We start from the raw sequence: 22128 nt of genomic DNA on the forward strand, positions 1-22128 counted from the left end.
GGAGGATCACAGATGGCCGATGAAGCGACCCAAGCCCAGCAGGCCCCCCAGGAGGCCCCGGCGCCGTCCGCGGACGCCTCGCTCCTGGACGACATCGTCGAGGCGACCAAGCTCAAGCCCTCCGACGACGCCTTCTCCACCACCAAACAAGGCCTCCAGGCCTTCCTGGAGGAGCTGGTCAAGCCCGAACGCGCGGGCGCGCGCATCTCCGGGGCGCTGGTGGACGACATGATCTCCCAGCTGGACCAGAAGCTCTCCTCCCAGGTCAACGAAATCCTGCACCACCAGGACTTCCGCAAGCTGGAGACCTCCTGGCGCTCGCTGAAGTACCTGGTGATGCACACCGACTTCCGGGAGAACGTCCGGCTCCAGTTCGTCAACGTCAGCAAGGAAGACCTGCTCGGCGACTTCGAGGACGCCCCCGAAGTGGTCAAGTCCGGCCTCTACAAACAGGTGTACACGGCCGAATACGGCCAGTTCGGCGGCCAGCCCTTCGGGGCCATGGTGGCCAACTACGAGTTCGGCCCCGGCCCCCAGGACGTGAAGCTGCTGCAATACTGCGCCTCGGTCGCCTCCATGGCTCACGCGCCCTTCATCGCCGCCGCCGGGCCGGCCATGTTCGGCATCGAGAAATGGGAGGACCTGCCCAACCTGAAGGACCTGCAGTCCATCTTCGAGATGCCCCAGTACACCAAGTGGAACTCCCTGCGCGAATCCGAGGACGCCCGCTACCTGGGGCTCACCCTGCCCAGGTTCCTGCTGCGCCTGCCCTTCGGGCCGGACACCGCTCCCTCCAAGAGCTTCAACTTCAAGGAGGACGTGTCCGGCGGCGACGAGGACTTCTGCTGGGGCAACGCGGCCTTCGCCTTCGCCTCGCGCCTGACCGACTCCTTCGCCAAGTACCGCTGGTGCGCCAACATCATCGGTCCCCAGGGCGGCGGCGCGGTGGAGGACCTGCCCCTGTACCAGTACGAGGCCATGGGCGAGATCCAGACCAAGATTCCCACCCAGGTGCTCATCAGCGAACGCCGCGAGTTCGAGCTGGCCGAACAGGGCTTCATCGCCCTGACCATGCGCAAGAACTCCGACAACGCGGCCTTCTTCTCCGCCAACTCCGTGCAGAAGCCCAAGTATTTCGGCATCTCCAAGGAAGGCAAGGAGGCCGAGCTCAACTACAAGCTCTCCACCCAACTGCCCTACATGTTCATCATGAATCGCCTGGCCCACTACATCAAGGTGATCCAGCGCGAGAACATCGGCACCTGGAAGGAGCGCTCGGACCTGGAAGACGAGCTCAACAAGTGGATCAGCCAGTACGTCACCGAGATGGACAACCCCGCGCCCAGCGTGCGTTCCCGCAGGCCCCTGCGCATGGCCAAGATCGAGGTCCACGACGTCGAGGGCGATCCCGGATTCTACTCGGTCACTCTGCTGGCCAGACCGCACTTCAAGTACATGGGCGCTTCGTTCACCCTGTCCTTGGTCGGCAAGCTGGACAAGAAATAATCAACGCATCACGGAGGTAGTATCATGGCTCTGACCGCGTACATGAAAGTCACCGGCAAGACCCAGGGACAGATCAAGGGTGATTGCGACCAGTCCGACTCCAAGAAGAAGGACACCATGCTGGTCTACCAGTCAAACCACTATGTGGAAATTCCCAAGGATACCCATACGGGCCTGCCTACCGGCCAGCGCATTCATCATCCTTTCACCGTGACCGTTCACAAGAATCCAGGATCCCCAAAGCTGGCCCAGGCATGCTGCAAGGGCGAGCAGTGCACCGTGGAACTCAACTTCTTCCGCATCAAGCCAGACGGCAAGGAAGAGAACTACTATACCGTGAAGATGGAGGACGCCATCATCGTCATGATGCGCGAATACACCCCCATGACCTTCCTGCCCGACAACAAGCCCTTCCACGACATGGAAGAGATCAGCTTCACCTATTCCAAGATCACCTGGACCTACAACGACGGCAACATCGAATACACCGACGACTGGAAGGGCGCGTAAGCGAGCCTGTGCATCCGGCCCTCGTTCGTCTTGAGCGGGGGCCGGCTTTCCCGCGGCCTCCCCATGGGATGGCGCGCGGAGCGAATCCTTCGAGCTGTGACCGGAGGCCCCAATGAACAGCATGCAGGGAATGGTCGACGCCCTGGCCGACCCCATCGTCGACCCGGTGCGCGACCCCATCATCGATCCCATCACCGGGAAGCCCCCGCAGGATGTCGCCGTTCCTGGCCCTGACAGGAACGAGGACGTCTGCCTGAGCTGCTGGTAGCGCGAGAACATCCGGGCGGCGCGCTCCCCCGAGGGGCGCGCCGTTTTCGGTTGCCGTCTGGCCCCGGCCGCCCTGCCGGGTTGACCCGGGCACCCTCACGGACTAAGGCCCTGGCCTCTGCATCAAGGAGGTTCCCATGCGCGGAGACGACGACTTCAGGCGCGGCGCTTTCGGCGACGACGACACCACCCCCGAGGACCGCACCAGCCCCGACCTGACGCCCGCCACCGGGCGCGACAACATCCAGATGTTCTGGGAGTCCATCGGCATGAAGCCCGGCGACGACTGGAAGAACGAGGCCGGTTCCGGTTCGATCGGCGGCGACGACCCCGCCAAGGACGGCGGGAAGGACTGAATCCGGCGCCCGCATTGACGCAGGCGGACGGTTCCTCTAACACTGCGGAAAGAAAGGACCGTCCATGTACCAGCAGCGCCTGCTCGAGCGCATTCGGGAGATGGAGAAACACCCGGAGCTGCGCGGCAACCCCACCCCCGAGGTCATCGTGACTTCGGTGATGAACCACCTGCGCAAGATACTCAACACCAAGCAGGGCACCGCCCCCATCGACGACGATTTCGGCGTCCCCGATTTCACCAACCTGGGCTCCACCTTCGGCCAGGATACCATCCCCGACATCCAGCGCTCCATAGCCGACGTGGTCCACAAATACGAACCGCGCCTGCGGGGCGTGAACGTCACCTACCTCCCCCAGAGCGCCGACGTGCTCCAGGTGGCCTTCAAGCTCGAGGCCACCATCCAGGCCGAATCGCGCGAGGTGCCCGTGGTGTTCGAGACGATCATCGATCCCGACGGCAAGGTGAGCGTCAAGGAGTAGGCCGTGATCAACCGCTACTACCAGCGCGAACTGGCCAACCTGCGAAACCTGGCGGCGGAGTTCTCCAAGAAGCACCCCGCCCTGGCCCCCATGCTCTCCGGCCCCAGCCAGGATCCGGACGTGGAGCGCCTGCTGGAGGGATCGGCCTTTTTGTCCGGACTTTTGGCCCAGAAGCTGGACGACGAATTTCCGGAGATCATCCACGGGCTCATGCGGCTGGTGTTCCCGCACTACTTGAGCCCCGTGCCCTCCATGACCATCCTGACCTTCACCCCCAAGCGCTCGCTGCTGGAGCCGCTCACCGTGGCGGCGGGGACCCAGGCATCCTCCATCCCCGTGGAGGGCACCAGTTGCACCTTCACCACCTGCTACCCGGTGGAGCTCCTGCCGCTCGTGCTCACGGACGCATCGCTCATCTCGTCGGGCGGGCGGGCCGCCGGGCTCAAGCTTTCCTTCGAGCTTTCGGGCATGCCCCTTTCCAAATGGACCTCCAAGAGCCTTCGCCTGCACCTGGCCGGGGACTACGGCCACGCCGCAGACCGCTACCTCACCCTCATGCGCCGCACCGCGCGCATCACCCTGAGCGCCAAGGATGGCGGCACGCCGACCGTTCTGCCCAGGCGCAACCTGGTGCCCGTGGGCTTCGGCGAGGACGATGCGGCCATCCCGTATCCGCGCCAGTCCTACCCGGGATATCGCATCCTGCAGGAATATTTCACCTTGCCTGAGAAGTTCCTGTTCCTCGACGTCACCGGCCTGGACTCCTGGCAGGACCGGGGCCCGGGCCAGGGTTTCGAGATGTATTTCGAGTTCGACGCGCCCGTGGCCGATCCCCCGGCCTTCCCCAAGGACTCGGTGGCCCTGTACGCCACTCCGGCCATCAACCTTTTCTCCCACGAGGCCGACCCCATCCTCCTGGACCACAAGATGCCGGAATACCGGGTGATCCCCGGCGGAGAATCCTCCGGGCACTACCAGGTCTACTCGGTGGACAAGGTCATCGGCTTCATGCAGGGGGCCACGGGCCAGCGCGAATACTACCCCTTCGAGATGTTCAACCCCATGAGCGAGGCCCGGCCGGTCTATTCCCTCAACCACCGCCAGAGCGCCCTCGAGGAACGCACCGACCTCTACCTCTCGGTGGCCTATCCCAAGGGGAGCGGCGAACCGCGCACCGAGACGCTGTCGCTGTCCATCCGCTGCACCAACGCCACGCTTCCCGAGAACCTCCAGATCGGCGACATTTCCAAGCCCACCGAGACCTCGCCCGTGCTGGCCGATTTCTCCAACATCCGTCCGCCCACGGCCACCCGCCAGCCGCCCATTGGCAAGGAGAGCCTGTGGCGGCTCCTGTCGCACCTGTACCTCAACTACCTGCCCCTGGCGGACACCGAGAACCTGAAGTCCCTGGTGAAGCTCTACATCTTCCCCGAGACCAGGGACCGGGCCGGGGTGCTGGCCGGCATCAAGCGGGCCGAGGCCGTGTCCGACATGAAGGTTGTGACCACCAACCGGCTGGTGGGCGGCATCATGATGCGAGGCCAGCTCATCGAGATGAAGCTCGATCCGGCCGGGTTCGCCAGCATGGGCGACATGTACCTGTTCGGCTCCGTGCTGGACAGCTTCCTGGCCGGGTACGCGGCGGTGAACTGCTTCACCCGACTGGGAGTCGAGGACGTCTACAAGAAGGAGCGCTTCGAATGGCCGGCGAGGATCGGGGAACGCTACCTGCTGTAATAGCCGGGCTGGCCGCCAAGCCCCAGAGCTATTCCTTCTTCCAGGCCATCCGCCTGCTCAAGCTGTGGACGGGCCGGACCGGAGGTCCCGACGCCCAGGGCTTCTACGACGACGTTCTCCGGGTGCGCCCGCACCTGTCCCTGTCGTTTCCCGGCTCGGACATGACCGAGATCGCCCTCGCGCCCACGGGCGAGGAGGGCGGCGACACCCGCGTGGACATCACGGCCACGTTCCTGGGCATCTACGGCACAGGCTCGCCCATGCCCACCTTCTACACCGAGGAGCTTCTCGACGAGCGCTCCGACGACAAGAGCGTCTCCCGCGACTTCCTGGACATCCTGGGCAACCGCACCTTCGTCCATTTCTACCGCGCCTGGGCCAAGTACCGGCTCATGGTCAAGGCTCTGGACGAGGAGGACACCGGCTACCTCGACCGCCTCTACTGCCTGCTGGGCCTGGGCCACGAGGAGCTCCGCGCCAAGCTGTCGCGGCCTTCGGCGGCGCTTCGCTATATCGGGCTCTTCACCCAGTATCCGCGTTCGGCCCTGGGGCTCAAGACCATGCTGGCCGACACCGTGGAAGGGGCCAAGGTGGAGGTGGAGCAGTGCGTGCACCGCTGGGTGCCCATCCCCCACGACCAGCGGAACGGCCTGGGAGACTCGGGCTGCACCCTGGGCGAGGACTGCTGGGTGGGCTCGCTGGTGGAGGACCGCATGGGCAAGATCACCGTGGAGTTCTCCAACCTGACGGCCAGGCAGTTCCACGACCTGCTGCCCGGGCGCGAGCTCAACTACCATGTGGAAAGTCTGATCGGCATGTACCTGGTGGAGCCAGTGGAGCACGACCTGCGCCTGGTGCTGGCCCCGGGCGAGGTTCAGCCCGCGCGGCCGGGCAATCCCCAGTGGTCGCACCTGGGCTACGACACCTGGATTCTGGGGGGAAACTACGAGGGGAGCGCCGCGGCGGCCTTCAAGGGCGCGGACGGCGTGCCCGCCTGAAGGCGTCGTTTCCGGCTTGCGGCCTTCCGGGGGAACTCAGCTCCCCATCTTCTTCCTGGCGTAGGCCACGAAATCCTCCTGCACCTGGCGGATGACGTTCTCGCGCAGTTCGGCCACCTTCTCCAGGGGGCGCTCCTCCATGATGGCCTGGTGGTATTCGGCCAGGGCCGGGTAGGTGGTCAGCATCTCTTCCAGGTGCGAGGATTTGTCCGGCGTGATGGGCTGCATGGAGACCACGCGGTGCTCCATGCGTGACGCGAGATAACGAAGCGGCAGTACCGATCCGCATGCCCGCATGAGGGGCAGGAGCAGTTCGACCCCGAGCTTTGCTCCCTGGTCCTCCTCGTTGAGCTCGCGCATGAGGGTGGGGTAGGGCTTGCCGATCTTGGCGGACAGATCCTTGATCGGCATCGGGCCCTTTTCGATCATCTCCCGGATGACTTCGTAGATCGTCGTGGGCATGATTTTTTCCCCGTCTGAATATAATGGCAAAATTTTTCGATACGGTTCAAAGCTACCCGCGCTTGCGCGGAGGGCCCGGAAAGCGGCAGCGCGGCGGACCGCCGGTGGACGGCTTTTGCCCAGCGGGCCGCCGAAGTCAATCTCTCTCGAGGGCTCATGCAGGCGAAGACGGCTTGGCCGCCGGAAGTTCATCAGATCACGGATATTTCAGGGAGTGCCGCGACGAATGGCAAGACAGCTCAAGATCGTCATAGGCGGATATGCAGTGGGGTTCCCCCTCGGCGGGCAGATGTGGGTGATCCTCCATTACGCGTTGGGGCTCACTCGCCTGGGCCACGAGGTTGTCTTCGTGGAGGACTCGTCCGACTGGGCTTTGCCCTTCGATCCGGTGAAGGGCTTCGCTTCGGCCGACTCCAGCTTCGGGCGCAACGTCCTTGGCGAGGCCTTCGACCGCGTGGGTCTGCCGGGGCGCTGGGCTTACACGTCGCTCTTTGAAGGCCGGTCTTACGGAATGGACCAGGAGGACCTCAAGCGCTTCTGCTCCAAGGCCGATCTCTTCCTGAACGTGTCGGGGATCATCCCGCTGCACGAGCACTTCATGAAGGCCCGGGTGCGGGCCGTCATCGACACCGACCCGGTCTTCACCCAGGCCAAGATCTCGAAGGACGAGTGGACCCGCGACTATTTCAACCGCCACGACGTGCGCTTCACCTTCGGCCACAACATCCCCACAGGTTCCACCGGCGTGCCGCTCTCGGGAATCGAGTACATCCCCACCCGGCCGCCCGTGATCCTCGACCAATGGCCGGTGGTGGACGGAGCGGGCGCGGGGTTCACCACCATCGGCAACTGGGACGCCCAGGGGCGCGATATCGTGCACGACGGAAAGAAGCTCTCGTGGCGCAAGAGCGAGAAATACGAGAAGATCATCGACCTGCCCGGAAAGCTCCCCGGCGTCACCCTGGACCTCACCATGAGCGGCATGAAGGAGGACGCCGGGCGTTTCGCCGCGCACGGATGGAACGTCAAGGACGCGCTCGCGCTCTCCCGGGACATCTGGGCCTACCGCGACTACATCCTGAATTCCACGGGCGAGTTCACCGTGGCCAAGGAGCAGAACATCCAGCTCAAGTCCGGCTGGTTCTCGGACCGCTCCGCCAGTTATCTCGCGGCCGGACGCCCGGTCATCGTCGAGGACACCGGATTCGGGACGTACCTCCCCGTGGGGGAGGGGCTGGTGACCTTCGACGGCGTGGACAACGCCAAGGCCGCCATCGAAACCGTGCTGGCCGATTATCCGAAACACCGCGCGGCTGCCCGGAAAATTGCGGAAGAATACTTCGATTCGAACAAAGTCTTGACCGATCTGCTGAAAACGGCGGGCCTAGCCTGACGCGGGCGGCCGCGCACGCGCGGGAGTTTCGCTTGCCACCCATGCCGGAGAACACGCGAACCGGCGGGTGGCGGCGCATGCTCGCGGCTCCTCCGTCTTCAACGTATCAAAGGGTATTTCGTGATCCAGACACTACGGAACGCCTATCGCAATCCCAGACAGTCCGTCCGCCGGATGGGCCATCGCATCGTGTTCTGGGGCGCGGCCGTGGTCGTGGCGCTGGCGGCGATCCTTTTCGCAAGGACCAGCGTTGTCGGCTGCCAGATATTTTCCTCTATTATCTCCGCACATCCCCTGCTGTCTTTGGTCATCACCCCGGTCTGTTTCGCTTCCGTGGTGTGGCTGACGCGCAAGGTGTTTCCCGGCGCGGAGGGGAGCGGCATCCCCCAGACCATCGCGGCCCTGAAGATACCCGTCCTGGCGGACCGGCAGAGTGTGTTGTCCCTGCGGGTCGCCGTGGGTAAAATACTGATGACCGGCCTGGCGTTGTGCGGCGGGGCGTCGGTGGGGCGCGAGGGGCCGACCGTCCAGGTCGGCGCGGCCATCATGCACTCGCTGGGGCGCTGGATACGGTTTCCTAGCAGGGACATGGAGCGCACGTTCATGCTCGCGGGCGGCGCGGCGGGCATATCCGCCGCCTTCAACACCCCCCTGGCAGGCATCGTGTTCGCCATCGAGGAGCTGTCGAAATCCTTTGAGGAGCGCACCAGCGGCACCGTGCTGACGGCGGTGATCGTGGCCGGTTTCACGTCCATGGCCATACTGGGCAATTACAACTATTTCGGCCGGACAGACGCGGTGCTGGAATTGTCGGCGGCCTGGCGGCCCGTGCTGCTGTGCGGGGTCATCGGCGGGGTGCTGGGGGGGGTGTTCTCACGCATCCTGATCGCGTCCTCGCGTGGTTTCCCCGGGCGGCTGGGAGCGATGGCCAAGACGCAACCGGTTCTTTTCGCCCTGGCATGCGGTCTCCTGCTGGCCGTACTGGGATACTTCTCGGACTCCACCATCTACGGGACAGGGTACGAGGAAGCCAGGAAGCTGCTCGAAGGCGGGAAGGACCTCCCTGCCGCCTTCGGGTTGATGAAACTGGGGGCAACGGTCATCTCGTACATCAGCGGCATCCCGGGGGGCATTTTCGCGCCGTCGCTGGCGGTGGGCGCAGGGATGGGCTCCATCCTGTCGAAATTCATAGCCGGGGTGCCCGTGGAAGCCCTGGTCATCCTGGGCATGGTCGGCTATTTCACGGGAGTAGTGCAGGTTCCCATCACCGCCGTGGTCATCGTTATGGAGATGACCAGCGACCAGAGCCTGACATTGCCCATGATGAGTGTGGCCCTGATCGCCTTCGCGGTGTCCAAGGTGGTCTGCCCGCACCCGCTCTACCAGACGCTGGCAAAAGGCTTCCTGGAGAAGTCAGTGCGGCGGGAGCAGCGCCCCCGGACCGATCCGCAGAAGCCCTGACCTTCCGACCGGCGCGGAGCAAGTCGGGATTCCAAAGGGACTGGTCCCTTTGGCCGCCGGAGGCCTCGTCCTCCTCGGTTTCTCTCCGCCCATCGGAGGCTCCTTCCCCTTTCCCCTCCTACCACCAATATTCCGGATATCTTCGCCCCTTGGCCAGGTTGTTTACCATGACCGCCACGACGAGCAGGATGAGCGCCCCCAGCCCCGCCGGGACCAGGGCGTAGGCGTAGCCCAGCGCGACGATCTTCGGCCCTCCCGTCACGGCGATGAAGGCCGTCGCTCCTCCCGGAGGATGCAGGGTCCTGGTGATGTGCATGACGGCGATGGCGGTGGCCACGGCCAGCGCGCCGGCCAGCCAGACCGGACCGGGCACCAGGAGCCGGATCGCTACCCCCGCCAGGGCGGAGATGACATGCCCGCCCAGCAGGTTCCGCGGCTGGGCCAGGGGGCTTCGGGGCGCGCCGTACAGCAACACGCAGGAGGCCGCGAACGAGCCGATCAGGAGTACCATGTCGGTATGGTCCACCATCCAGGAGTCAACCACGCCGACGCAGGACATGCCGACCACCGCACCCAGCCAGGACCATGCGACTTCTGTCCAGGACGTTCTCGGGGGGCTTTTGCCGCTACCCTTCATCTTGGCGAAAGTGGCCTTCACTGCGCGTCCTCCAGCATGTCCCCGAAGGCGCGGACCAGGTCGGTGTGGGTGACGACGCCCACGAGTTCGCCGTTCTTGATCACGGGCAGGCGGCGGATGTTCCTGTCAGCCATGAGCTTGGCTGCTTCGCCCGCCGTGGCTTCAGGGCACACGGTCATGGCCGGTGCGGTCATGACGCTGGTGACCGGTTCGGACTCCAGCCCCTCCAGGCGGCAGGCCCGCCCGGCGAAGGTCCAGGCCACAAGGGCCACGGGAGGCGCGTCCTTGGGCAGGCCCAGGGCGGCCAGGAAGTCCTTCACGGAGACCACGCCCAGGAGTTCGCGCCCGCGCGTCACGGGCGCGCCGGATATGCGGGCCTCGGCCAGCACTCGCGCGGCCTCGCGCAGGGTGGTTTCCGGGGCCAGGGTGATGGCCGGCGCGGTCATGAGGTCGGCCACGCGCACCGACTTCCTCAGCCGGGTCAGGGCGTGTCTGTGGGCCAGGGTGTACAGCTCGCGCGCGTCGGACGGGGTGATGTCCAGAAACGAGCCGAGATCGCGCATGGCATCGAAGACGTCCTCCTCGGACGGGGTGGTGGAGATTTTGGGCATGGGGAGCCTCCTTGAAGACCTTCTAGCGGTCGAAGCCGCGTTCGTGTGTGATCCGGATCACAGCGGCGCAGGAAAATCGAAGGACGCATCCTTCCCAAAAGCCTGGAGAATGGTGTATGGTCCTACCCAATATCAGAACCCCCAGCCGTTATCCGGGAGTCGCCGATGATCAACGTGAATATGAAGTCCCTGCTGGCCAAGCTCAACACCTTCTGCACCAACACCCTGCACAACGCGGCGGGGCTCACGGTTTCGCGCACCCAGTACGAGGTCACGGTGGAGCACTTCCTGCTCAAGTGCCTGGAGGACCAGGACTCGGACATCCCCACGGTGCTGCGGGCCGCCGGGGTGGACTCGGGCCGGCTGGCCGCCGGGCTCACCGACGCCCTTGAGGACCTGAAGACCGGCAACTCGGGCAAGCCGACCTTCTCGCCGCTTCTGATCGAACTGCTGGAGGACGCCTGGGTGGTGGGCTCGGTTGACCTGGGCGACACGCGCATCCGCTCGGGCGCGGTGCTGCTGGCGTACCTGGCCAGGCCGTCGTTCTACGGATCCGGGAGCTATGCAGAGCTTTTGGGGGCGGTCAACCGCGAGACGCTCCTCAAGGACTTCTGGAACCAGACCAAGGCGTCCTCCGAGGCCCAGACAGCGGCCCCGCAGGGCGGAATCCCGGGCGGGGGAGCGGCGGCCGGGGCCGAGGGCAGCTTCATCGCCCGTTTCTGCCAGGATTTCACGGCCAAGGCCAAGGCCGGGGGCATCGACCCGGTGTTCGGGCGCGACGACGAGATCCGCCAGATCGTGGACATCCTGGCCAGGCGCCGCAAGAACAACCCCATCCTGGTGGGCGACCCGGGCGTGGGCAAGACGGCGGTCATTGAGGGGCTGGCCCTGCGCATCGCCCAGGGCGACGTGCCCGAATCGCTTTTGGAGGTGACGCTCATCAACCTGGACATGGGCCTTCTGGAAGCGGGCGCGGGCATGAAGGGCGAGTTCGAGAACAGGCTTCGCGGGGTGATAAACGAGGTCAAGGCCAGCGTTAAGCCCATCATCATGTTCATCGACGAGGCCCACACCCTGGTGGGGGCGGGCGGCTCGGCCGGTGGCTCGGACGCGGCCAACCTGCTCAAGCCGGCCCTGGCGCGCGGCGAACTCAAGACCTGCGCCGCCACCACCTGGAGCGAATACAAGAAATACTTCGAAAAGGATCCGGCCCTGGCCCGGCGCTTCCAGATGGTGAAGCTGGACGAGCCGAGCGTCGAGTCGGCCGTGCTCATCCTGCGCGGGCTGCGCGACAGCTACGAGAAGAGCCACAATGTGGTCATCCGCGACGACGCCATCAAGACCTGCGCCGAGTACTCCGACCGCTACATCGCGGCCCGCTTCCTGCCCGACAAGGCCATCGACCTCCTGGACACCTCCTGCGCCCGGGTGAAGGTGAACCTCACGGCCAAGCCACCGGCCCTGGAGGACACCCAGCGCTCCATCCAGGCGTTGGAACGCGAGAAATGGGCCATCGAGCGCGACAGGGACAACCATGTTGTCGTGGACGAGGAGCGCCTGGCCCAGGTGGGCAAGTCCATCGAGGAGCTGACCAGGAAAGCGGCGGACCTCCAGGCGGCCTGGGAAAAGGAGAAGGAGGCCGCCCACAAGGTCATCGAGGTGCGGAGCCAGATCCGCGAAGCCGCCGATGCGGACAAGGCCAAGCTGGAGAAAGAGCTCACCCGCGCCGACAAGGCCCTCAAGGACCTCCAGGGCGAAGCGCCCATGATCCAGATCGAGGTCACGCCGGATCTTGTGGCCCAGGTGGTGGCGGACTGGACCGGCATCCCCGTGGGCAAGGTGGCCCGCGACCAGGCGGCCACCATCGTCAACCTGGAGGAGCGCCTGAAGAAGCGCATCAAGGGCCAGGACATGGCCCTGGACGTGGTCACGCAGGTGATCAAGGCGGCCAAGTCCGGCATCAAGAATCCCGATCAGCCCATGGGCGTGTTCCTGCTGGTGGGGCCCTCGGGCGTGGGCAAGACCGAGACCGGGCTCACCCTGGCGGACATCCTCTTCGGCGACGAGCGCAGCGTGGTCAGCGTGAACATGAGCGAGTTCCAGGAGAAGCACACCGTGTCGAGGCTCATCGGCTCGCCTCCGGGCTACGTGGGCTACGGCGAGGGCGGCATGCTCACCGAGGCCGTGCGCCAGCACCCGTACTCCGTGGTGCTGCTGGACGAGGTGGAGAAGGCCCATCCGGACGTGCTCAACCTGTTCTACCAGGTGTTCGACAAGGGCATGCTCTCGGACGGGGAGGGCAAGGAGATCAACTTCAAGAACACCCTCATCATCCTGACCTCCAACCTGGCCACCGACGTGATCCAGGAGATGACCAAGGACGGGGCGCAGACCCCCTACGACGCGGTGCTCTCGGCCGTGCGGCCCATGCTGTCGCAGTACTTCAAGCCCGCGCTCCTGGCGCGCATGAGCGTGGCTCCCTATGTGAGCCTTTCGCCCGACGCCATGAAGGACATCGTGACCCTCAAGCTGAACAAGCTGGCCAGGATGCTCCTTTCCAACAACAAGATGAAGATGACCTACACCCCCAAGGTGGTGGACGCCGTGGCCGCGCGCTGCACCGAGGTGGAGACCGGGGCGCGCAACATAGAATACATTCTCAACGGCAACATCCTGCCGCGCATGTCCCAGGAGATACTGGGCCACATGACCACGGGCGGCATGCCCGGCAGCGTGGCCCTGGACGTGGCCGAGGATGGATCGTTCAACATCGGTTTCGCGTGATAAACAAGGATGTAGCCGGAATGAAAAGGGAAAGCTCGTGGAGCTTTCCCTTTTCGTTTTGATGAAGAACGGGTATTATGCGTAAGCGTGTTCCGCGCGTAGGCATGACCCCCATGTCCATGGTTCACGGTTGCATGTGCGCAAGGTTTCCATGAAACGCATTCTCCCCAGATTATTACTGACTTCGCTTCCGTTGCTGGTTGCATTGCTGTCGTGCGCGTGGAGCGGCTTCTGCTTCGCCGCCCGGCCCTTCTCGGAGCAGCGGTCCGCACGCGTGCTCGTGCTGCACAGCTTCAGCCCCGGCGTCTACCGGACGGACGGCCTGTCCCGGGGCATCACCGACCAACTGGCCAAGGCCCCCAGGAACATCCAGCAGATGGTGGTGTACCTGGACGCGTCCATCGTGGGCAAATCCTCCGCGTACCCTTCGTACCTCGAGGGCAAGCTGACCGTGCTCAAGGCCATGCTGGCCGCCGCGCCCGTGGATGCCGTGCTTCTGACCGACTGGAAGGCCATGGAGTTCTGGGCGGCCAACCATGCCGAATTCAGCCCGGAACTCCCGGTGGTGTATTGCGGAGTGGGCGACGCCGTCCCACCAGAGCTGCTGTCGCTGGGCCGGGCCACCGGGGTCCTCGAACGGCCCGGATTCGGCGACACCATCCGCGAGGCGACCCGGCTGTTCCCCAAGGCCGACAAGCTGCTGGTGGTAGGGGAGCGCTCCCTGCACTTCCAGGCCAACCGGGACATGCTCCGGTCCGATCTGGCGCCCTTCGCCCCCCGGTTGGCGGTGGAGTTCCTGGACGACCTGGAAGTATCCGCCATCGAAAGCCGCCTGGCGCAGCTTGGCCCGGGGTGGGTGGTTTTCGTGGTGGGCCGCCCCGAGAAGGACGGCAAGCTCCTGGTTCAGTCCGAGGCTGCGTCCAGGCTGGCGGCGGCGAGCCCGGCCCCTGTGTTCACCGCATGGGGGTCGTGGATGGGGTTCGGCCCGGTGGGCGGCAAGATCATCCTGCCCGAGGAGCAGGGCGCGGCCGCGGCCCGCCGGGTGATTGAAATCCTGGACGGCAAACCGGTCAAGGACATCCCCTCCGCCGCGGAAGACAACGGTAGGTTCATGTTCGACTTCAAGGCTTTGGAACGCTTCGGCCTGAGCGAAGCGGAGCTGCCTCAGGGAAGCCTGGTCCTGAACCGCCCCGCCACGTTGTATGAATCCTACAGGCATCTCGTGTGGATGTACGGACTCATGATGCTTCTGCTCGTGGCCGCATGCTTCCTTCTGGTGCTCTACATCGTGAACAGGCGACGGATGCAGAACAAGCTGTCGGCCCAGGTCAACTTCGTCCAGTCGCTCATGGAAGCCATGCCCACCCCGGTGTTCTACAAGGATGTAAAGGGGATATACCAGGGGTGTAACCCGGCATTCGCGGAGTTCATGGGGCTCAGCCCCGAAGAGCTCATCGGGCATTCCGTGTTCGACCTCTATCCGGAGGAAGAGGCCAACGTCTACAAGGTCAAGGACGACGCCCTGTTCGCGGCGGGTCCGATCCAGATATACGAGTACGAGAAGATGACCCCGGCGGGCCCTCGCCAGATACGCTTCCACAAGGCGCTCTACCACGACGCGGACCGTAAGGTGGCGGGACTGGTGGGCGTGATCGCGGACATCACCGACCTGCGCCGGGCCGAGCGCGAGGTGGAAAAGACCCTCAAGTACCTGCAGGCCATCTTCGACTCCTCGCCCTCGACCATGTTCAGCGTGGACGCCGAAGGAAATATCACCCACGCCAACGCCCAGGCGCGCACGGCCTGCGGAGAATGCTCCCTCGATCGAGCCCAGGCCACGCTGGCCCATGTGGAGAACCTGCTCGACCACGTCCAGCGGGCCATCGCCGAGGGCCGGGTCATCACCCTGCCCCGGCGCATCTCCATGGAGAACGGGGCCATGAAGGCCGAGGACGTGATCATCTATCCCCTTGCGTCGCTGGGGCTGTCCGAGGCGGTGGTGCGCATCGACGACGTCACCGAGCGCCACCGCATGCAGGAACTGCTGGTGCAGTCGGAAAAGATGATGTCCGTGGGCGGGCTGGCCGCGGGCATGGCCCATGAGATCAACAATCCACTGGGCGGCATCATGCAGAGCGCCCAGGTCATCAGGACCCGGCTGCTCCCGGACCTGCCGGGCAACTTGAAATCCGCCGGCAAGGCTGGCTGCCCCATGGAGTCCATCCTGGCCTACCTGGAGGACCGGCAGATACCGGAGCTGCTGGACGGGTTGCGCGATTCGGCCCGGCGCGCGGCCGGAATCGTCTCCAACATGCTGGAGTTCAGCAAACGCAGCTCCTCGGCGTGGCTGCCGGTGGACGTGAACGCGGTGGTGGAGAAGGCCGTGGACCTGTGCCTGCAGGACTACAACCTCTCCGAACGCTACGATTTCAAGCGCATCGAGATCAGGCGCGAATTCGACTCGCAGACGCTCAGTGTCCCATGCTCCGGGCCGCAGATCCAGCAGGTGGTGTTCAACCTCCTGCGCAACGCCGCCCAGGCCATGGCCCAAGCGCAGACGCCCGGACCGGCCATCGTCGTGCGCACGCGCAGCGACGGCGAATGCGCCATCATCGAGGTGGAGGACAACGGGCCGGGCATGGACGAAAGCACCCGGCGCAAGGTGTTCGAACCGTTCTTCACCACCAAGAGTCCCGGCCAGGGCACGGGACTCGGGCTTTCGGTGTCCTACTTCATCGTCCACGAAAACCATGGGGGCGAGATCGAGGTGGAGTCCGAGCCCGGGCGGGGAGCCAGGTTCCTGGTGAAGCTGCCGCTGCGCGGACGGCGCTGCTTTTAACGCCTTCGGCCTTGCCCGCGGCCGCGATTTCAGGCTATCGTCCGTAAAATCCTCAACCGGGCGGGCATGATGGAACCACTTCTCGGATACGATGGCGGCAGGGAAATCTTCAAGATGCTGCCTCCCGGGCAGCCGATGCTTTTTCAGTTCCCGCTCCAGCAAGGCCGGTACAAGACCTCCTACGTGGGCATGATCGCCCAGGAGTCGGTCATTCTGCAATTGCCGCTCAATCCCGGCATAACCCAACTGCTCGCGGGCGCGTACGCAGTGGTGGTGCGCTTCGTCCACGACGGCCAGGCCTACGGATTCGAAACCCGGTTCCTCGCGGCCATTCGCAAGCCGGCCCCCCTGCTGTTCCTGAACTACCCAAGCAGCGTCCACCAGGTGAAGCTGCGCGAATGCGAACGGCTGACCATCCTGGAGAAAGCCGTGCTCACCGTCGGCGAGGAAACCCTGGAAGGGGTGATGACCGACATCGGATGCGGGGGCTGCAGGGTCAAGCTGCCGCGCAATGAAAAGACCCTGGCGCTGGTCGAAGGCACGCAATCGGTGGTGGAGTTCGGTCTTTTCCTGGATGAGCGGATGACGCTCACTCTCAGGAGCACGATCCTGCATATCGACGCCAACGGGGGCAAAGTGAAATGCCGTCTATCTTTCTCCAGAGATCAGGAGGAGGAACTGTCGCGGCTGGCAATATTTTTGCAGAGTCTCATCAAGCTGCTGCGCGAATGACGCATTGACCGGCAGGGCCGGGCTCGTGTAGCAGCAGGCGAAAGCTGCAGTGAAACGGGCATGATACTCGATCTGTTCAAAAAGAAGGAATCGTCCCTCGACGGCGCCTCGCAAGAGGTGTTGGACCAGGCCATGGTCCAACGGTCCAAGATGGACATCGTGTTCGAGGGGAACGTCACCACCCTCAAGGGCTTGAGCTGCGCGCTGAACACCGTCGGCAAGGAAAGCCTGTTCCTGGACGTCTACGGCATCGACAAGCCCGGCAATTTCGCGGGCCGCTATTTCAGTTGCTATTTCCGCATCCGGGAAGGCAAGGCGGGCGTCGGATTCTACGGCTTCCGCTCCAAGGTGGAGGCGGTGCGCCAGGCCAAGAACGGCGGCATCGTGTTCGTGGCCTCACTGCCCGCCCGGGTCGAGCGCTCCCAGCGCAGGCGCAGCATGCGCGTGCGCCCGGCGCTCTCCTGGTTCGACGAGATCATGTTCTGGAAGGGCGCCAAGCTCGACGCCCCGGACGAGGACAAGATCCTCCTGGGCTTGCGGGAACTCAACCAGGGCAAGCTCTGCCGCCTGGAGAACATGTCCGCCGGGGGGGTTGGGCTGCACCTTGACCGGGAATTCTGCCGCCAGTCGGAATTTTGTCCCAACACCCAGGACGAGTTCACCCTCTACATCCGCTTCGCCCAGGACATCCGCAACCAGCCGCGCGAGTTGTGGCTCTCAGGCCGGGCGGTCCGCGTTCTGGAGGACCACGTCTCCAAGGATCTGGAAGTCGGGGTGGAGTTCAAGTCCGTGGGCCGCAAGAACCCGGCCTCGGGCGAGATCGAGTGGATCGCCATCCAGGACAACGTGGCCGAGGAGCTGATCACCCGGGTTTTTGAATGGCACGCCGCGCTCTGCCGCGAACGCGGCGGGCAGGACTTGTAGAGCCCCAGCCCTGTCCTGAGCTTCCCGGCGCGGTCGCGGCGCCGTTTCCCGGAACCCGGCCGCCTGGTCCGTCCGGTGCTTCCCCTGCCTCCGTCGTGTGTGCGGGTGTCCGCATCCGCAACTGCAACATGCTGTTATCGCTAGCCAATTCCAGAGATGTCCGTGCCGGGTGAGCCTCGCGCGGGGTCCCTTGGAATCACTCGACTTTTTTCCTACCCACATTGCACGCCGACGCGAGATGGTCTAATAAGCAGCGTAAGACACCGCCAGGAGGCGCATTCGCCATGAACATGCAAGAGATTCGCGAGAAGGCCAAGGGGCTCGACTTGAAAGTGGCCGTGGGCTGGACCAAGATCACGGCCGTCCGGGCCATCCAGACCGCCGAGGGGTTCGAGCCCTGTTTCGGGCGCGGCCTCTACGACGTGTGCGGCCAGCCTGACTGCTGTTTCCGTCCCGACTGCGAGAAGATCCCCGGGGAGAAATGATTCCGGCGTCGCCGGAGGACCTATTCGGGAACCGGGCAGACCACCTCCTGGGTGGAGCCGGGACCGGCAACGGGACGGAAGCAGCGCTTGCCCGCCCCGCACACCGGGCATTTCCATTCATCCGGGAGGTCCACGAAGGCCGTGCCGGCGACGATTTTCCCCTTGCGATCCCCCCGGTCGGGGTCGTACACGTAGCCACAGTTTGTGGTTTGGCAACGCCACATGTCTTCGGGTCTGGCCATGTATCTGCTCCTCGGGTCGTGTGTAGTGGGGCTTTAAACGGCTTTATCTCACCCGGAGCGGGATATATAGTCGTATGACTCTGATCATCGCGATTCGCAATCTTCTGCACGACAAGGTGCGCCTTGTCGTTACGCTGACCGGCGTGGTCTTCGCTGTGGTGCTCATTGCGGTGCAGGGGGGGCTCTTCGTAGGCTTCACTTCTGCCACGTCCACCATCATCGACAACACGGACGCCGACATCTGGATCTGCGCGCGCGGCATGCGCAACTTCGATATCACCTCCCCCTTGCCGGCCGGTGACTATTACCGTGCCCAGTCCACTCCGGGCGTGCTGGTGGTGCGGCGCATGGTGGCGCAGTTCGCCAACTGGAAGAAGCCCGACGGGGGCACGGAGAGCGTGGAAGTGGTGGGTTATGAGCTTCCGGGCGGGATAGGCAAGCCCTGGAACGTGGTGGAGGGCAGCGCCGAGAGCCTGAACCTGACCGACACCGTGGTCATCGACGAGGTCTACCGGGCCAAGCTCGGGGTGAAGCGGCTCGGGGACACGGTGGAGGTCAACGGACACCGCCTGCGCGTCGTGGCCTTCACCCGGGGCATCCGCTCCTTCACCACGTCGCCTTGGATCTTTTGTTCCCTGCCCATCGCCCAGACCGTGACCAACATGCGCGAGAGCAAGTTCTCCTACCTGATGGTCAAGGTCGCACCGGGCCACTCCGTGGAATCCGTGCGCCGGGGGCTTCTGGCCCACATGGACGGCGTGGATGTGTACACGCGCAAGGAATTCTCCCACAAAACGCAGGAATACTGGATGTTCACCACCGGGGCGGGAATCGCGCTCCTCATCGCCGCCGCCCTGGGGCTGGTGGTGGGCGTGGTGGTGGTGGCCCAGACCCTCTACGCCACCACCATGGACCACCTGGCCGAATTCGGCACCCTGCGGGCCATGGGCGCGAGCAACTGGTACATCTACCACATCATCATCATCCAGGCCCTGGCCAGCGCCTTCGCGGGCTACGGCCTGGGCATCTGCATCAGCTACGTGCTGGTGGGCCTGGCCGAGAAGGGCGGCGCCTCCATCATCCTGCCTTTCTGGCTGGCGGCGAGCCTGTTCGTGATCACGGTCTGCATGTGCGTGGGCGCGGCGGTCATTTCCATCAACAAGGTCACCCGGCTCGATCCGGTGATGGTGTTCAAGGGGCGCTGACATGGCGGCGAACGGCGATTCGGCCATCTCGGTGCGCGGCCTGTCCAAGGCGTTCGGCGCGGGCCAGGCCAGGACCGTGGCCCTGGACGCGGTGGACCTGGACGTACATCCGGGCGAGCTGGTCCTGCTCATGGGGCCGTCGGGCAGCGGCAAGACCACGCTTCTGTCAATCATGGGCTGCATCCTGCGTCCCGACGCGGGCAGCGTGGCCATCCGGGGCCAGGAGATCGTGGGCCTGCCCGAGGCCAAGCTGTGCGCTGTGCGCCTGGGCCACATCGGCTTCATCTTCCAGAACTACAACCTGTTCCCCACCCTGAAGGCCGCCGAGAACGTGATGGTGGCCTTGGACCTCAAGGGCGTGAAGAAGCACGAGGCCCGGGAAAGGTCCCGCGAGGTCATGGAGGCGGTGGGGCTCGGGGACAAGCTCGAAAGCCTTCCTGAGGACCTCTCCGGCGGCCAGAAGCAGCGCCTGGCCATCGCCCGCGCCCTGGCCGGGGACCCGGAGATCATCCTGGCGGACGAACCCACGGCGGCCCTGGACTCGGTCAACGGGCGCATGGTCATAGAACTTCTGCGCGGCCTGGCGCTCAAGCGCGGACGGTGCGTGGTGGTCGTCACCCACGACAACCGCATCCTCGACTTCGCCGACCGGATCGTGCACATAGAGGACGGACGGCTCAACGTCTCGGAGGCCCAGTCATGATCCGGACACTTGCGGTGCTGGCCTGCGTGGCGGGCACCTTGATCAATCCTGTCGCCGCTCTCAACGAAGAGGCAGTGGTCAGCCGCATCCCGCAGGAGGGCAAGTGGGTGGCCGCCGCCGGCCGCGTCGAGCCCGTGAGCGAGGAGATGCGCCTGGGCTTCGACATTCCCGGCAAGATCCGCGAGGTCTTCGTCGAGGAAGGCGACACCGTGCGCAAGGGCCAGGTTGTGGCCCGGCTGGTGGACGACGACATCCAGGCCCGGCTGGGCCAGGCCCAGGCCAACGTGAGGGTGTACAAGGCCGCGCTGGACAAGGTCGTGGTCGGAGCGCGCCCCATGGAACGGGCCGAGTCGGCCCAGGCCTTCCGGGAGGCCAGGCACGTGATGCACAACGCCCAGTTGGAGTATGAGCGCCGGGCCAAGCTGGTGGCCCAGGGAGTGATTTCGCGCGAGGAGGCCGACCGGTCCGAAAAGGATTTTCTGGTGGCCCAGCAGGAGGCCAACCGGGCCAGGGAGCGCTTCCACCTGGTGGACGATCCCACCCGCGAGGAGGACGTGCGCCGCGCCGAAGCCGAATACTCCCAGGCGCTGGCCCAGCTGGAAGAGGCCCAGGCGTTCGTGGACAAGGCCCTGGTCCATTCGCCCATAGACGGCGTGGTGCTGCGCAAGCACCGCCGCGCGGGCGAGATGGTCTCCACCAACTTCGACACCCCCGTGGCCACTGTGGGGGACGTCTCCACCCTTCGCGTACGAGCCGACGTGGACGAGAAGGACGTGGCCAAGGTGAAGGTGGGGCAGAGGGCCTACGCGGTTGCCGACGCCTATGGCGACAAGCGCTTCGAGGGCAAGGTGATCCGCATCGCCCGCATGCTCGGGCGAAAGAACGTGCGCACCGACGATCCGGCGGAGCGCATGGACACCAAGGTACTGGAGACCCTGATCGAGTTCGCGCCGGGCACGTCCCTTCCCGTGGGGATGCGCATGGACGTGTTCATCCTGCTGGACGGGCAGTAAGTCCTCTGCCGTATTCGGACTTGCGCGCGGGCCGGGCAATCCTTATGTATCCACCCGGCCGCGATGCTTCGCTGCCCAATCCATCCGAGGTCAGTTCATGGAAATCTTGAGCCAGTTCATCTGGATGCTCGGCCACGTCAAGGAAGCGCTGGAGCAGATCGTCACCAACTACGGCGCCTGGGCCTACCTGGTGCTTTTCCTGGTGATCTTCTGCGAGACGGGGCTTGTGGTGACGCCCTTCCTGCCAGGCGATTCGCTCCTGTTCATCATCGGCGCGTTCTGCGGCGCGGGCAGCCTGGACCCGGTGCTGACCGTCGGCCTTCTCATGGCGGCGGCGATCATGGGCGACAACACCAACTATTGGATCGGGCGCACGCTCGGCCCCGCGGTGTTCAAGCGCGAGGACAGCAAGCTGCTCAACAAGAAGCACCTGGAGAAGACCCACGCCTTCTACGAGAAGCACGGCGGCAAAACCATCGTGATCGCGCGCTTCATGCCCATCGTGCGGACCTTCGCGCCGTTCGTGGCGGGCATCGGCAAGATGAGCTACGCCAAATTCCTGTCGTTCTCCATCGGCGGGGGCATGCTGTGGATCGGCGGGCTCATCGGCCTGGGCTACTTCGTGGGCGACCTGCCGCTGGTGAAGAACAACTTCAACAAGGTGATCTACCTGATCGTCTTCGTGTCCATCCTGCCGGGCATCATCGAATTCCTCAAGGCCAAGCGCGCCGCCTGCCGGGCCACGCGCTAGCCTTTCTCTCTCATAGAAACGCAAAAGGCCG

22 protein-coding genes are annotated in these 22128 nt (G+C 64.8%); 18 read left to right on the forward strand and 4 right to left on the reverse strand.

Annotated features, from left to right (window positions below):
• Window positions 1-12 precede the first annotated feature (12 nt).
• The 7 genes from tssC to tssG all read left to right on the forward strand — a co-directional run bounded on the left by tssC (window position 13) and on the right by tssG (window position 5855).
• Window positions 13-1506 (forward strand): type VI secretion system contractile sheath large subunit, encoded by a 1494-nt coding sequence (gene tssC, locus ML540_RS10305; RefSeq protein ID WP_243360623.1) that lies wholly within the window; start codon window positions 13-15, stop codon window positions 1504-1506.
• 24 nt (window positions 1507-1530) lie between these two features.
• On the forward strand, window positions 1531-2016 hold the full coding sequence (locus ML540_RS10310) for an Hcp family type VI secretion system effector (RefSeq protein WP_243360624.1): 486 nt from the start codon (window positions 1531-1533) through the stop codon (window positions 2014-2016).
• Between the two features lie 112 nt (window positions 2017-2128).
• Entirely contained in the window at window positions 2129-2284 is a 156-nt protein-coding gene (locus ML540_RS10315; RefSeq protein ID WP_243360628.1) for a hypothetical protein, read from the forward strand.
• 136 nt (window positions 2285-2420) lie between these two features.
• Entirely contained in the window at window positions 2421-2639 is a 219-nt protein-coding gene (locus ML540_RS10320) for a hypothetical protein (protein WP_243360630.1), read from the forward strand.
• A gap of 64 nt (window positions 2640-2703) precedes the next feature.
• Window positions 2704-3120 carry a type VI secretion system baseplate subunit TssE gene (gene tssE, locus ML540_RS10325; protein ID WP_243360633.1) on the forward strand — a complete coding sequence of 139 codons (417 nt, stop codon included), beginning with the start codon at window positions 2704-2706 and terminating at the stop codon, window positions 3118-3120.
• A 3-nt stretch (window positions 3121-3123) separates the two neighbouring features.
• Window positions 3124-4857 carry a type VI secretion system baseplate subunit TssF gene (tssF, locus tag ML540_RS10330; protein ID WP_243360635.1) on the forward strand — a complete coding sequence of 578 codons (1734 nt, stop codon included), beginning with the start codon at window positions 3124-3126 and terminating at the stop codon, window positions 4855-4857.
• Complete coding sequence (gene tssG, locus ML540_RS10335) at window positions 4821-5855, forward strand: type VI secretion system baseplate subunit TssG (RefSeq protein WP_243360637.1); 1035 nt, start codon at window positions 4821-4823, stop codon at window positions 5853-5855. The genes tssF and tssG overlap by 37 nt, the downstream gene beginning before the upstream one ends.
• Window positions 5856-5891: 36 nt before the next feature.
• On the opposite strand, the gene ML540_RS10340 is transcribed toward tssG, so the two are convergent.
• Window positions 5892-6317 (reverse strand): phage regulatory CII family protein, encoded by a 426-nt coding sequence (locus ML540_RS10340; protein ID WP_243360639.1) that lies wholly within the window; start codon window positions 6315-6317, stop codon window positions 5892-5894.
• Window positions 6318-6543: 226 nt separating this feature from the next.
• On the opposite strand from ML540_RS10340, the gene ML540_RS10345 reads away from it, so the two are divergent.
• Together ML540_RS10345 and ML540_RS10350 are read left to right on the forward strand one after the other, a co-directional pair.
• Complete coding sequence (locus ML540_RS10345) at window positions 6544-7710, forward strand: glycosyltransferase (RefSeq protein WP_243360642.1); 1167 nt, start codon at window positions 6544-6546, stop codon at window positions 7708-7710.
• 120 nt (window positions 7711-7830) lie between these two features.
• On the forward strand, window positions 7831-9171 hold the full coding sequence (locus ML540_RS10350) for a chloride channel protein (RefSeq protein WP_243360644.1): 1341 nt from the start codon (window positions 7831-7833) through the stop codon (window positions 9169-9171).
• Window positions 9172-9289: 118 nt separating this feature from the next.
• Here ML540_RS10350 and ML540_RS10355 read toward each other — a convergent pair whose 3' ends face one another.
• Both ML540_RS10355 and ML540_RS10360 read right to left on the reverse strand, forming a co-directional pair.
• Window positions 9290-9829 (reverse strand): HPP family protein, encoded by a 540-nt coding sequence (locus ML540_RS10355; protein WP_423747886.1) that lies wholly within the window; start codon window positions 9827-9829, stop codon window positions 9290-9292.
• Entirely contained in the window at window positions 9826-10419 is a 594-nt protein-coding gene (locus tag ML540_RS10360) for a CBS domain-containing protein (protein WP_243360646.1), read from the reverse strand. Before ML540_RS10360 ends, ML540_RS10355 begins: the two co-directional genes overlap by 4 nt.
• Before the next feature lie 165 nt (window positions 10420-10584).
• On the opposite strand from ML540_RS10360, the gene tssH reads away from it, so the two are divergent.
• The 5 genes from tssH (at window position 10585) to ML540_RS10385 (ending at window position 18183) form a co-directional block, all read left to right on the forward strand.
• Window positions 10585-13203, forward strand: coding sequence for a type VI secretion system ATPase TssH (tssH, locus tag ML540_RS10365; RefSeq protein WP_243360648.1), 2619 nt, complete (start codon window positions 10585-10587; stop codon window positions 13201-13203).
• Between the two features lie 151 nt (window positions 13204-13354).
• On the forward strand, window positions 13355-16042 hold the full coding sequence (locus ML540_RS10370; protein WP_243360651.1) for an ATP-binding protein: 2688 nt from the start codon (window positions 13355-13357) through the stop codon (window positions 16040-16042).
• Window positions 16043-16111: 69 nt separating this feature from the next.
• Window positions 16112-16774, forward strand: coding sequence for a flagellar brake domain-containing protein (locus ML540_RS10375; protein ID WP_243360654.1), 663 nt, complete (start codon window positions 16112-16114; stop codon window positions 16772-16774).
• Between the two features lie 60 nt (window positions 16775-16834).
• Complete coding sequence (locus tag ML540_RS10380) at window positions 16835-17698, forward strand: PilZ domain-containing protein (protein WP_243360657.1); 864 nt, start codon at window positions 16835-16837, stop codon at window positions 17696-17698.
• 284 nt (window positions 17699-17982) lie between these two features.
• A complete protein-coding gene (locus ML540_RS10385) occupies window positions 17983-18183 on the forward strand; it encodes a hypothetical protein (protein ID WP_243360659.1) in 201 nt (66 codons plus the stop codon).
• A 20-nt stretch (window positions 18184-18203) separates the two neighbouring features.
• Here the strand turns inward: ML540_RS10385 and ML540_RS10390 are convergent, their stop codons facing one another.
• Window positions 18204-18425, reverse strand: coding sequence for a rubredoxin (locus tag ML540_RS10390; protein WP_243360661.1), 222 nt, complete (start codon window positions 18423-18425; stop codon window positions 18204-18206).
• 74 nt (window positions 18426-18499) lie between these two features.
• Between ML540_RS10390 and ML540_RS10395 the strand changes: the two genes are divergently transcribed.
• The 4 genes from ML540_RS10395 (at window position 18500) to ML540_RS10410 (ending at window position 22097) form a co-directional block, all read left to right on the forward strand.
• The gene (locus ML540_RS10395; RefSeq protein WP_243360663.1) at window positions 18500-19630 is read left to right on the forward strand and encodes an ABC transporter permease; all 1131 of its coding nucleotides are present in this window, start codon (window positions 18500-18502) and stop codon (window positions 19628-19630) included.
• A gap of 1 nt (window position 19631) precedes the next feature.
• A complete protein-coding gene (locus ML540_RS10400) occupies window positions 19632-20333 on the forward strand; it encodes an ABC transporter ATP-binding protein (protein WP_243360665.1) in 702 nt (233 codons plus the stop codon).
• On the forward strand, window positions 20330-21346 hold the full coding sequence (locus ML540_RS10405) for an HlyD family secretion protein (RefSeq protein WP_243360666.1): 1017 nt from the start codon (window positions 20330-20332) through the stop codon (window positions 21344-21346). Before ML540_RS10400 ends, ML540_RS10405 begins: the two co-directional genes overlap by 4 nt.
• A 97-nt stretch (window positions 21347-21443) precedes the next feature.
• Entirely contained in the window at window positions 21444-22097 is a 654-nt protein-coding gene (locus ML540_RS10410; RefSeq protein ID WP_243360669.1) for a DedA family protein, read from the forward strand.
• The last annotated feature ends 31 nt before the right edge of the window (window positions 22098-22128 follow it).

It is taken from the genome of Fundidesulfovibrio terrae (assembly GCF_022808915.1).
In the GTDB taxonomy this organism is placed as follows: Bacteria; Desulfobacterota; Desulfovibrionia; order Desulfovibrionales; family Desulfovibrionaceae; genus Fundidesulfovibrio; species Fundidesulfovibrio terrae.